This window comes from Mesorhizobium sp. M1169, from assembly GCF_040318345.1.
Taxonomy (GTDB): Bacteria; Pseudomonadota; Alphaproteobacteria; order Rhizobiales; family Rhizobiaceae; genus Mesorhizobium.
On the sequence record NZ_JAMYME010000031.1, the window covers coordinates 63,314 to 75,601 of the forward strand.

The window sequence follows — 12,288 nt, forward strand, 5'->3', positions numbered from 1 at the left end:
GCTTTTGTTGCGGAGAAAGTGACGCGATGGAGTGGACGATCTCGATCGAGGGGAAAAGCGCGCTTGGCGGAGTCTGTCGCCAAGAAGTTCGATTGAGAAAAGCGGCGAACGCTTGCTCGACGGTGTTATTGGCCTGTCGATCGACGACGGCAAGAAAATCATGGCGGAGACCTATGCCCTTTTTCGCCGGGTCTGCCCCGATTGCCATACGTTTCGGCTGGTCAATGACTACACGATGGGCCGAATTCGAACGGTCTTTGGCACTGTGGAGGTTCGCAATCCACGTTGGATGCTGTGCCAGGACTGTCACCCAGGAATGGTAGGCGCGTTCGCGCCGCTGAAGGAAATCTGTCCGGATCGGGCCACGTCCGAGCTGATGGAACTGACGGCGCGACTGGGAAGCATGATGCCGTACCGGCTGGGAGCCAGCGTGCTCGCGAATTCCTGCCCATCGAACCGACCGAGACGCATGCGACCGTGCGAAAGCGGACCATCAAAGTCGGCGAGCGGCTCAACGACCAGATCACTGAGGAAACCTGGCGCGCGAAAATGCAGGTGGAGGAACGACATGAGCTCGAAATGCAGCTTCCTGGCGATCGACGCAAAGAGTTCGTCATCAGCATCGATACGGCGCACGTTCGCAGCGCCGATCCCAATTCAGCGCGAAACTTCGAACTCGTCGTGGCCAGATGCGGTCGCGGAGGTCGGGGGGAAGTCGGTGGCCGCTACTTTGTCACCGCCAACACTGACCAACCTGCGATACGCGATCGAGCGCTCCACGCTCTTCGGGAAGAGGGGTATTGCGGCTTTGGGGACGTCACCGTGATCTCGGACGGGCGCCGAAATCCTGAAGCGGCTTCCGCGCGCCATGCCGAAACCGACGACCCACATCATCGACTGGTTCCACATCGCCACGAAGATCCAGCCCATGCAGCAGATCGCTGATCACGTGATCCGATCCCAGTCTGGTCAAGTTTGAATGTCTCGCAAGGGGAAGGCGAGCTCTCAATGGTACGTCTCCACAGCTCGGGCCTCAGCTCCTCACCTACGTTCGTTCGAACCGCAGTGCGATCGTGAATTACGGAAAGCGCTATCAAGCCGGACTTCGCGTGGCCTTCGAGTCGGCGGTCAATTCCGTGATCGCCAAACGCATGGTCAAGAAGCAGCAGACGCGCTGGTCTCTACACGGTGCTCACATGCTGATGCAGGTTCGGACAGCCGAGATGAATAGTGAGCTTCGCGACCGACTGCGGGCACTATTCGAGCACCAGAGCCGAGCGTGCTCTCACTATTCAAGTCCAAACCGCCCCTACTGTGCGCCGCGTAACCCCGGAGAAGTTACCGGTCTCGGCCAGAGGTCGGCACAATCTTACATTTAAGTGCAGTGCGACAGTGGGATCCTCATTCAGCGAGGCCACCAGGGTTGCCAGATCATCCTGCGTCGTCTCCGCCGGGAGCGTGTGCTGGATGGAGTTGAAGCCGCATTCGCTAGCCATGCGGCCCTTGGCTCGTCGCCGACGATCACAACCGCAAGTCCGGTTTTCACACCGGACTCGTTTTCAAGTCCTGCCGCCGCAGTCTTCACAACCTCGATGACCGAGGCCGCTGCCTTCTTTCCGTCGATCACTGTTGCAAGCCCCACGTCTCACCCCATGCGCTCAGAGGCGTAAGAGCCTGGGCTTGCCGGGAAGACGACGGTGCGGTTGCCGTTGAGGAAAGTGCGATGGTGGATGTGGGCGTGAACGGCGCGCGCCAGCACCTGGCTCTCCACATCGCGGCCGATCGATACGTAATCCTCTGCGCTTTGCGCATGCGTGATGCGGGCAATGTCCTGTTCGATGATCGGACCCTCGTCGAGATCGGCGGTGACGTAATGCGCCGTCGCGCCAATCAGTTTGACGCCGCGCAGATAGGCTTGCTTGTAGGGGTTCGCGCCCTTGAAGCTCGGCAGGAAGGAATGGTGGATGTTGATGATCCTACCGGACATCTTCTGACACATCTCATCGGAGAGAATTTGCATGTAGCGAGCGAGAATGATCAGTTCGGCACCAGTTTGGTCAACAACCGACATGATCTGCGCTTCAGCCCGGGGCTTATTCTCTTTCGTCACCATGATGTGATGGAATGGGATGTCGTGATTGACGACGACCTTCTGATACTCAAAATGATTGGAAACGACGCCGACGATGTCGATGGGGAGCGCGCCGATCTTCCAGCGGTAAAGCAGGTCGTTCAGACAATGGCCGAAGCGTGAGACCATCAGGAGTACCTTCATTCGGCTGGCGCTATCACGAATTTCCGCTTCCATTCCGAATTTCGCGGCGATCGGTGCAAAACCTTCCCTTAGCGCCGTGAGCTTGACGCCTTCTTCGGAAATGAACGAGACGCGGGTGAAGAACTTGCCCGCATCCAGGTCGTCAAACTGCGAGCTGTCGACGATGTTGCAGCCGCTGTCTGCCAGCAAGGTTGAGATTGCTGCGACTATCCCGCGTGTGGAATTGCATTTTACGGTCAAGATCAAGTTATTAGGCACAGGAAATTCTCAGCAATTGGCAAGTCAACGGTGCTGCAGCGCTTGCGCATCTAGACTGAATTACCGATACTCGGCGCTCATCCTTGTGAGATCGTCCCAAAGGCTCTCTGCGAAGCCCCTGAGCACGATTAACTCGAAGGAGTCGGTATCGATGCGAGTGATGTGAGCGGCGATGTGGCCGATCAGGGTTGTTGCCGATCGGCCTACGGGAAACGCGTCGGCGGAAAGGTCGAGGGCCGTACCCTTCGATAGCACGCGTCTTGCTTGTGCGCCGTCGATGCGGATGCGGACCCGGCCGGCGCTCTGGTCGACGCCCGTCGCGCGCGGTTCGAGCGTGTCGAATAGGGTCTTCATATCGTCTCGCATCATCGGCTCGTGGCCAACGATAAACCACTGTCCGGGTGAAACGGTGCGGACGCCACCTTTGCCAAGGCCGCTCAGGAAGGATGTTAGGTCCTGTTCTCCGGGCGGGGCGAGCACTTGGACGATCGCGCCTTCAGGCAGCGCCGAGAGTTTTACCTCCGCGGAAGTGATCGCGGTCTTGGCGCCGAGCGCAGGGCGAAGAGTCGGGCGGAAATTAGACATGGAGCCTCTCGTTCTGCGGATCGACAAAAACCGGATTGCATAGCCGCGCTGCGGTGAATTCGCCGCACAGGCCGTTCCACGCCACCACTTCCTCGCCATGCCGTTCCGGTCCGCGCTTGACGAGCGCAAGGCCGATGGTGGAGCCCACATGGGGTGAATAGGCACTCGAGGTCACATAGCCTTGGTCGTTCTCTAGCGCTGCGGCGGCATCCTTGGCAAGGATATGCGAGCCGGTGCGGAATGATGTGTTCGGGTCGAGCGGCACAACGCCGACCAAGCTTGGCCGGTCTGGGGCCGTGAGGCCTTCGCGATTCAGCATCGCCTTGCCGATGAAATCCGGCTTTTTGGCCGAGACCATCTTGCCGAAGCCGAGATCGGCGGGAATCACCGTGCCGTTGATCTCGCTATGGGTGACGTGGCCTTTTTCGATGCGCAAAACGCTCAGCGCCTCGACGCCATAGGGCTGGATGCCATGCAGCTTGCCGGCCTCCATTATCGCATCGGCGACGCTTTCCCCATAACCCGCCGGCACTGCCAATTCATAGGCCAGTTCGCCGGAAAAGGAGATGCGGAACAGCCGGCCACGGATCTGCCCACCGAACAGCGACACTTCCTTAGCCGCCAAGAACGGGAAGGCGGCGTCGGAAATATCCTCGTCGACGATCGCCTGCAGGATTGCCCGCGACTTCGGTCCTACCACAGACATCTGCGCCCATTGATCGGTGACGGAGGCGAGGCGGACATCGAGACCCGGCCATAGGGCCTGGGCACAGAATTCCAGATGCGTCATGACGCCGGCGGCATAGGCCGTGGTGGTGGTCATGAAGAAGCGATTGCCCTCGAGTCGGCTGGTGGTGCCGTCGTCATAGATGAAGCCGTCTTCGCGTAGCATCAGGCCATAACGGGCCTTGCCGACTGGCAGCTTCAGGAAGGCATTCGAATAGACGCGATTGAGGAATTCGGCGGCATCCTTGCCGCAGACCTCGATCTTGCCGAGCATAGAAACGTCGCAGAGGCCGGCATTGGCGCGGACGTTCAGTACTTCGCGGTCGACGCTTTCGCGCCAGCTGGTCTCGCCGTCCCGCGGGAACCAGGACGAACGATACCAGAGGCCGGTCTCGATGAAGACGGCACTGCGCTTCTTCGCCCAATCATGCAGCGGCGATTTGCGCACCGGCTGGAGGTGATGGCCGGAATGCGCACCTGTCAGCGCGCCGAATGACACAGGGGTGTAGAAGGGCCGGAAAGTCGTGGTGCCGATTTTGGCCGGAGAAATGCCGCGTGCTTCGGCCAAGAGGCCGATGGCATTGACGTTCGACAGCTTGCCCTGGTCTGTCGCCATACCATTGGTGGTGTAGCGCTTGGCGAGCTCGACATGTCCATAGCCCTCCTGCACGGCAAGACCCAGATCCTTGCGGTGTACGTCGTTCTGGTAATCGACGAAGGCCTTGCCCTTGACGCCGGGAATATTCCAGATCGGCTTTGCCGGAGGCGCTACGATATCACCCTCGACCGTGGCGAATGTGGCGACGCTCGCCGCAAACCCAAGCGCCTCGACGAAGGCCGCGCCGCGCGCCGCACCGTCTGCAAGGCAGGCGGCGATGCCGGAGTTGGTGTTGACGGCGCCTGCCAGTTCAAAGCCGTTGAGGCCAGTCGGCGCGAGGAAGCCGGCCTGTTCATCCGACCAGATGGGCTTGGCCCCGCGATGGCAGGCAAGGTGGATGATCGGGCTGAAGCCGCCGGACATGGCGAGTGCGTCCGCCTTGAGCATTTCGACGCTACCGTTCTTCCACACGCTGATAGAGGACAGCGTCTTTCCGCCATGGGCATCGGAGACATAGGCGCCCTTGATGACGCGCGCCCGACCTGAATAGCGGAAGGTCGCATCCGGTCTGCTGTCGATCACGACGACGAGGTTGACGCCCGCCGACTCCAAATCGCGGGCCAGGGCATAGCCGCTGTCATTGGTGGTGAAGATGGCCACCTGCTTGCCGGGGGCAACGCCGTAGCGGTTCAGATAGGTCCGCATCGCAGTCGCCATCATGACACCGGGGATGTCATTGCCGCCGAAAACCAGCGGGCGTTCTTCCGCGCCGCTGGCGAGGATCGCTCGTTTGGAGACTATGCGCCACAGGCGTTCCACGGGCACCGCAGGCAGTGGATCGCTGACATGCTTCTGCACCCGCTCGACGGCGCCGAAGACATTCCCGTCATACCAGCCGAAGGCCGTGGTGCGGGTGAGGATCTGTACGTTGGAGAGCGATGACAGCTCGGCTACAGTCTCCGCAACGAATTGCGAAGCCGAAGCACCGGCGATCGTTGCTGTTTCCGAAAGCAGCGAACCACCGGCAGCCGCATGTTCGTCCACCAGGATGACCCGGGCACCGGAGCGTCCGGCGCTCAACGCAGCCGCGAGCCCGGCTGGCCCGGAACCGATGACCAACAGGTCGCAATGCGCCCAGCACTTTTCATAGGAGTCCGGATCGGCTTCGTAGCTCGCTTTGCCGAGGCCGGCCGCCTTCCGGATGAAGGGTTCGTAAATCTTTTCCCAGAAGGAAGCGGGCCACATGAAGGTCTTGTAGTAGAAACCGGCACCGAGGAAGGGCGAGAACAAACTGTTAAGAGCGCCAATATCGAACTCCAGCGATGGCCAGCGGCTCTGGCTCTGCGCTTCCAACCCTTGATAGAGTTCCTGCATCGTGGCGCGCGTATTGGGCTCGGCACGACGCCCCTGGCCGAGCGTCATCAGCGCGTTCGGTTCTGCAGCACCGGCGGTGAGTATGCCGCGTGGGCGGTGGTATTTGAAGCTGCGCCCGACTAGCTGCTGGCCGTTGGCAAGCAGCGCTGAAGCCAGGCTGTCGCCTTCGAGGCCTAGCATGCGCTTCCCGTCGAAGGAGAAGGAAAGAGGCGTCTGCCGATCGATCAGGCCGCCGGTTGCCAAACGATAGGATGTCATGTGCAGGCGTCCGTCGGTCCGGCAAGCGCCGCGTCGCGGCTTGCTTCAATCTCATGAGTAGCAGTGTCGCGGACAACTACCAGCCAGCGGCGGCAGCCCGACGTATGGTGCCAGTATTCCTCATAGCGCCCGCGCGGATTGTCGCGCAGATAGACATAGTTCATCCAGCTTTTCTTATCGGCATCCGGCGCGGGGCGGGCCAGCGCCGCGCCCTTGACGGTGAACTCTTCTTTGGATCGTGTGCCGCAATGTGGGCAGGGGACGAGACTTGCCATGTTCGGCTATTCCTTGTGCGATATCAGTGAACGTTGGGCTGCGCACCCTGGCCATTTTCGTCGATCAGGTAACCGCGCTCGAACCGGTCGAGGCGCATCTGTCTTGTCGTGTCGTGGGAGGTACCCTTGGCCAGCAGATGGGCAAAGCAGAAGCCGGAGGCAGGCGTCGCTTTGAAGCCGCCGTAACACCAGCCTGCATTGAGATAGAGATTGTCGAGGTGGGTACGGTCGATGATTGGCGAACCGTCCATCGACATATCCATGATGCCGCCCCAGGAGCGTAGCATCCGGACGCGCGAAAGCGACGGGATCAACGCCTTACCTTCTTCCGCCACATGTTCGAGGGTCGCCAGGTTGCCGCGTTGCGCATAGGAATTGTAGCCGTCGAGATCGCCGCCGAACACTAGTCCGCCTTTGTCGGACTGCGAGATATAGAAGTGCCCCGCACCGAATGTCACCACGCAGTCGATGAAGGGTTTCAGCCCCTCCGAAACGAAGGCTTGCAGCACATGGCTTTCGATCGGCAGCTTCAGCCCTGCCATTTCAGCTACCCGAGAGGAATTACCGGCGGCCGCAAGGCCGAGTTTTGCGCAGCCGATGAAACCCCTCGTGGTCTCGACCCCAGTGACGATGCCATTCTCGCGACGAATGCCGGTCACTTCGCAATTCTGGATGATGTCAACACCGCGCATGTCTGCGCCGCGAGCATAACCCCAGGCCACTGCATCGTGGCGCACTGTGCCGCCGCGCTTTTGTAGAAGCCCGCCGTAGATCGGGAAACGCGCATTATCAAAATCGAGGAAAGGCAGCCTCTTGCGGACAGCTTGCCGGTCCAGCAGGTCCGCATCGACACCGTGCAGCCGCATCGCATTGCCGCGCCGGATATAGGCATCGCGCTGGCCGTCGGAATGGAAAAGGTTAAGCACGCCGCGTTGCGAGACCATGGCGTTGAAGTTGAAATCCTGCTCCAACCCTTCCCATAGCTTCATGGAAAGTTCGTAGAACGGATTGTTGCCCGGCAGCAGGTAGTTGGAGCGGATGATTGTGGTGTTTCGCCCCACATTGCCGGAGCCGATATAGCTCTTCTCCAGCACTGCGACATTGGTTATGCCAAATTCCTTGGCGAGGTAATAGGCTGTCGCCAGCCCGTGGCCGCCTCCGCCCACGATGATAACGTCGTAACGCGGCTTTGGCTCAGGGTGCCGCCAAGCGGGCTTCCATGCCTTGTTGCTGCGAAGTCCATTGAAAAATATTGCAAGAGCTGAATAGCGCATAGAATGGTTCCACGTCGTTTCAACTTGTATATCCGACCAACAGGATTATTGTTTTCTTCAAAGAGCCAAAAAACGACATGAGAGAGCCATGAGCGATCAGACGAACCGAATTACGCAGTCAATTGGGTTTCTATTGTTGCCTGGCTTCTCGTTGATGTCATATGCGTCCGCTGCCGAACCGCTTCGGGCAGCAAACCTGCTCGCGGGCCAAGCCCTTTATGATGTGCGACCAATCTCCATGGGCGGAACAGCTGTGACCAGTTCGTCAGGCGCCGTCATACCTTGTCACCGGCTGGAACACTCTGTCGTGAACACGATCTTCGTGTGCGTAGGCGGGAATCCAGTGATCCATAGCTCGCCAGGGCTTTTTGGGGCTCTGCGCCAGCTATCTCGCAACGGTGCTCGCATTGGGGGGATTTCAGGCGGACCCTACCTTTTGGCCGCTGCCGGCTTGCTTGACGGGCGAGACTTTACAGTTCACTGGGAACATGCGGCGGCGATTATGGAAGCGTTTCCTCACCTCAATCCACGCCAGGCCAGATTCGTGCTAGACGGAAATCGCATTACCTGCGGAGGAGGGGTTGCGCCTCTGGATATGATGCATGCCCTCATCTCAGAGCGGATGGGTGCGGATTTCGCCCGACGCGTTAGTGATTGGTACCTCCATACAGCAGTTGCAGAACCGGCCGCGCCGCAACGGGCCTCCGCAGCTGAGCGCTTCGGCGTCAACCACGCAGTCCTGCTAAATGTTCTGGAAAAGATGGAGGCTACCATAGAGCGGCCATTTGACCGCTCTCAGATGGCAATTTATGCAGGCGTTAGCAAACGTCATCTTGACCGACTTTTCTCCGAGCATCTGAGCGCTAGCTATTCCGAAACGTATCGAAAATTTCGCCTTAAGCATGCACGCCGCCTATTACAGCAAAGCCCGCTCTCTATATCCGAAATCGCGTTTGCTACGGGCTTCTCAAGTGCAGCTCACCTTTCCAGTTGCTATTCGAAGTTATTTGGCCGAAGCCCGAAAAGAGACCGAATCTGACAGGACTTCGGCAATCAGCTCAGGACGCCGGGTCGATGCGATGTATTTTGATTTTGCGCTCCGCCTGCTGACTGATGGAAACGGCTATGAATCCTTCTGCAAGCGGCTTTCTCGACGGATGGATGATGGATGAGTGCTTCCTACGATCGATGTCTCGGCCATCCGTTAGTTCGCAAAGAGACAGTCTTTGAGTTCCGAAACGATGCTCGTCACGAAGGTGTTTGTCATCATCTCTAAGGCAAGGGTGAACGAAATAGCAACGTTCATCTCGTAAGAGCTCGTACTGAGAATAGGCAAACCTATACCGCCCTCTCCAGGATGGTAATAGCCCATGTTTATCGCATAGCCTCGGCGTTGGGCGTCTCGAACTTGAGCGAGGACGACGGCGGCGTCGACGTGTTGAACCGAGGGATGCGTGATGTAGCGCTCAGCGTTCGCTTCAATAAGCTGCTTATAGTCGGCGGAAGGAAGCATCGACAGAAGCGCTACGCTACCCGCCGCAACCCCCATGGGGACACGACCACCTAACCCGAGCCAAAGTTGCTGTTGCGGGGAACGGCTCACCATTTCTGCGCAGACTGCATCAACGCCCGCTTGGACCATCATATAGACTGTATAGCCCGTACGCCTTGCGAACTCTGTCATTCCAGGACGATGTCGTGCGATCACTGGCTCCAATCGGGCCTGCCGACGCGCAAGCATAGTTATCGCTGGGCCAAGTCGGTAATGTCCATGGCGACCTGTTGGCTCAGCAAAGCCCTTTTGAAGCAGGGATGCAAGACTGCGATGAACCGCAGGTTTTGCTTCACCTACCCTGATTGCGATCTCGCCTAGCGGCAGCCCATAGGCGTCTGCTTCCCCCAAAGCCAAAAGAATATCAAGAGCTCGGGCGGCGTTTGATGACGAATTTGAAGGCACTCAGCCACCTCCCATTTTCTAATAATTAGAAGAGATAGGCTTTAATCGTTTCAATGACAAGGACTGAATTGACGTAGTGCCCACTTCGCCGCTTGCTAGGAGCATGCGAAATTCCCTGGCAAAAAGGACAAAGGCGATCTGCCCCATCGGAGGTGGGCCCACGTGACATCACAAAAAGCGGTCTCGTGCGAGTTCATGAAGAACCACCTTTTGACCTGAGGGACGATCAGACATTGATGCAATCAACCACCTCGCTCAGTGCGTAAGCGATTTCCCGGCTAAGGAAGTATTCTTGCCGCCGGGGAGGAGACAAAGGAGTAGTGCCTAATGAAGATAAAACGCATATCAGTTTTTAAGATCGTGAGGACTTTTCCACAGAGCTACAGCCTATCGCGCGATAGGACATGGACATCTGCCGAAAACACCATCGTATCAATCGAGACTGATGCAGCTATCGTCGGATGGGGCGAAGTCGGGACGCTGGGAGCGAATTATCTGCCGGCTTTCGACAGGGGGGTGAGAGCGGGCATCGACGAGTTAGCTCCTCATCTCAATGGAGAAAATCCGCTCCAAATCGATCGAATCAACTATTTAATGGATCATGCTTTGTACGGTCATCCATACGCGAAATCGGCGATTGACGTCGCTTGTTGGGACATCCTCGGCAAAGCAACGGGAATGCCGCTTTGCGATCTTCTCGGCGGAAGATTTGACGGTGGATTAGATCTTATGGCCGACCCTGGCGCAGGGTCGATTGAAGAGATGTTGGCAGCGACCGCGAGCTTCCGTGAGAAAGGCTACCGGCGTTTGTCAGTGAAGTTGGGCGGTGATGTCGCGGAAGATGTGTCGAGGATACGGGCAATTATGGAACATGCCCAACCCCATGAGGACTACTACTTCGACTGCAATCGCGGTTGGACGCGGGATCAGGCCCTGCGAGTAATGCGACAAATTCGGGATCTGGACGTCTATATAGAGCAGCCGTGTGCTTCTTACGAAGACTGCCTCGCGGTGAGACGTCGCACTGATCATCCCATGATCCTCGACGAAATTGTCGACTCACCCGAGATGGTGATGCGGATTATCGCCGATAGTGCAGCGGACTTGATGAATATCAAAATTTCGAGAGTTGGTGGCCTGACAAAGGCCCGCCGCGCCCGTGACATGTGTGCGACGGCAGGAATTCCGATGACTATTCAAGACATAGGCGGAAGTGGACTAGTGCAGGCGGCTATTTTCCATCTCGCGCAGTCCACCCCGAAGGAGTTCCGCCATTCTGTTTACGACCCGCTGACTTGGAGCGACCCATTAACGGATGCACCCATTCGAGTCCAGGGGGGCGGAGCAGCAGTGGAAGTCTCCGATCGGCCCGGGCTTGGTCAAGAGCCCTTACCGGGTAGCCTCGGCGAACCGGTAGCTGTGTACGGCGACACGAACTGATAGAGTAGGTTATCATGCATCGCCACCTGGCAGCGCTGCCGGGTGGGGCTGTTGAAGAAGCCTTTTTCTGCGGTTGACTCGCATCGGGGAGGCTCTGATCTCAGAACTGGCGGTGTCTCAGAGCTCGTTGACGGGCTCCAGGGGGAGGTGAGCATTCATCACCAAACCCAGAAAATGGGCAAGCAAAGCGGCCGCCAGTCGCTTCAGGTTGACCGCCGCCGCGGTGAGATAGGCCTGAATTTTCATGTTGCCGAGACCGCGCCGTACCGCCCGTGCGAGGCCGTGCCAATTCTGGGCCTCGCCCGGGCGGTACGGGAGTTCGGATCGGATCAGCCTTGGCCGGGATCAAAGCTTCGATGGCGCGAGACTCGAAAGCTACGAAAACCTTTGCATAGGAATAGCCGGCATCGGCAGATCTCGCCCGTGGTCACGGCGACATCCAGAACCACGCCGCGCAGATGATCAACGGCGGCATGTTGCTTATAGGCAGGCTCCAGCCGGCGATTGCGGCCATTGGTGGTCATGCTGGCATCCGGGTCGCTTCTCAATCGGCGCCGAACTTCTTGACCCCTGATCGGCGTCCAATATTGGGTCAGACTCAATCTCGCTGCATGTGGAGGGTGATGTCGCGCAATTTTCGAGAGGGAATCAGCGCGATGGAAGAGAGATTTGGGTCGATGAGACGACGAGACTGGCGCCGGCGGGGTTGCTCGTCGAGCATGCCGAAATCAACACGGATTGTGTATTTCTTGACGTGGGCGCTACGGCGCTTTCGGAAACGTGTCCGTGCTTCTCTATTCGGCGTGTTGGGGTCAAGCGCTTTTCGAGCTTTCCGCTTCGCCGGCATTGCGCGTCTTTCGCGGGGTCTTGCTTCTCTCCGGGATCGGCGCTCTGGCCCTACCCTGCATGGGGATTCAGAAGAATGAGGTGGAACACTCTGCGGCGCGTCCTGATGTAGCAATCGGTAACAGCACGGGCAACGAACTCACCTCATCCTCGTTCCGCGAAGGACAGCTTTCCACCGGCAGGTGGAACTGGTGTCGTCCCCGTTTATCGGGGGCGATGTTTATCAAATTTGATCCTTCATTCCTATCTCCCCTTGTTCGGCCGATTGGGTGACCATCTTCCTCTTCCCGACCTGGTTTCGCGTCGCGCGCAGTGGATCATCAAGGGTGGACCGAAGGTACCCATCCGGTGAAGACCGCAGACGTGTATCCGGCGGCCATGAGGACCTGAGCACCGCGGTGCCGGGTCAAGTTTTTGATGGG

Annotated in this window: 8 protein-coding genes and 3 pseudogenes; 3 read left to right on the forward strand and 8 right to left on the reverse strand. The window is 58.4% G+C overall.

The annotated features are described in order from the left end of the window. Positions 1-26: 26 nt before the first annotated feature. Positions 27-1,250: pseudogene (locus tag NKH41_RS34210) on the forward strand (ISKra4-like element ISMet1 family transposase); the annotation flags it as partial. A gap of 102 nt (positions 1,251-1,352) precedes the next feature. Here NKH41_RS34210 and NKH41_RS24875 read toward each other — a convergent pair. The 6 genes and pseudogenes from NKH41_RS24875 to NKH41_RS24900 all read right to left on the reverse strand — a co-directional run. Beyond that, positions 1,353-1,642: pseudogene (locus tag NKH41_RS24875) on the reverse strand (tetrahydrofolate dehydrogenase/cyclohydrolase catalytic domain-containing protein); the annotation flags it as partial. Positions 1,643-1,645: 3 nt separating this feature from the next. Continuing rightward, a complete protein-coding gene (gene purU, locus NKH41_RS24880) occupies positions 1,646-2,533 on the reverse strand; it encodes a formyltetrahydrofolate deformylase (protein ID WP_352934482.1) in 888 nt (295 codons plus the stop codon). Positions 2,534-2,593: 60 nt separating this feature from the next. Continuing rightward, on the reverse strand, positions 2,594-3,118 hold the full coding sequence (gene soxG / locus NKH41_RS24885) for a sarcosine oxidase subunit gamma family protein (protein WP_352934485.1): 525 nt from the start codon (positions 3,116-3,118) through the stop codon (positions 2,594-2,596). Continuing rightward, the gene (locus NKH41_RS24890) at positions 3,111-6,074 is read right to left on the reverse strand and encodes a sarcosine oxidase subunit alpha (RefSeq protein WP_352934488.1); all 2,964 of its coding nucleotides are present in this window, start codon (positions 6,072-6,074) and stop codon (positions 3,111-3,113) included. Before NKH41_RS24890 ends, soxG begins: the two co-directional genes overlap by 8 nt. Beyond that, positions 6,071-6,349 carry a sarcosine oxidase subunit delta gene (locus tag NKH41_RS24895; protein WP_352934490.1) on the reverse strand — a complete coding sequence of 93 codons (279 nt, stop codon included), beginning with the start codon at positions 6,347-6,349 and terminating at the stop codon, positions 6,071-6,073. The genes NKH41_RS24890 and NKH41_RS24895 overlap by 4 nt, the downstream gene beginning before the upstream one ends. A 23-nt stretch (positions 6,350-6,372) precedes the next feature. Next, positions 6,373-7,623, reverse strand: a complete 1,251-nt coding sequence (locus NKH41_RS24900) for a sarcosine oxidase subunit beta family protein (RefSeq protein WP_352934493.1) — start codon at positions 7,621-7,623, stop codon at positions 6,373-6,375. An 88-nt stretch (positions 7,624-7,711) separates the two neighbouring features. On the opposite strand from NKH41_RS24900, the gene NKH41_RS24905 reads away from it, so the two are divergent. After that, positions 7,712-8,662: a GlxA family transcriptional regulator gene (locus NKH41_RS24905; protein ID WP_352934495.1), complete on the forward strand. Its 951-nt coding sequence runs from the start codon at positions 7,712-7,714 to the stop codon at positions 8,660-8,662. 165 nt (positions 8,663-8,827) lie between these two features. On the opposite strand, the gene NKH41_RS24910 is transcribed toward NKH41_RS24905, so the two are convergent. After that, positions 8,828-9,580: an IclR family transcriptional regulator gene (locus NKH41_RS24910; protein ID WP_352934497.1), complete on the reverse strand. Its 753-nt coding sequence runs from the start codon at positions 9,578-9,580 to the stop codon at positions 8,828-8,830. A gap of 327 nt (positions 9,581-9,907) precedes the next feature. Here NKH41_RS24910 and NKH41_RS24915 point away from each other — a divergent pair, with 327 nt between their 5' ends. Beyond that, positions 9,908-11,020 (forward strand): mandelate racemase/muconate lactonizing enzyme family protein, encoded by a 1,113-nt coding sequence (locus NKH41_RS24915; RefSeq protein ID WP_352934499.1) that lies wholly within the window; start codon positions 9,908-9,910, stop codon positions 11,018-11,020. 117 nt (positions 11,021-11,137) lie between these two features. Here NKH41_RS24915 and NKH41_RS24920 read toward each other — a convergent pair. Continuing rightward, a pseudogene (locus tag NKH41_RS24920) lies at positions 11,138-11,562 on the reverse strand (hypothetical protein); the annotation flags it as partial. Between the last annotated feature and the right edge of the window lie 726 nt (positions 11,563-12,288).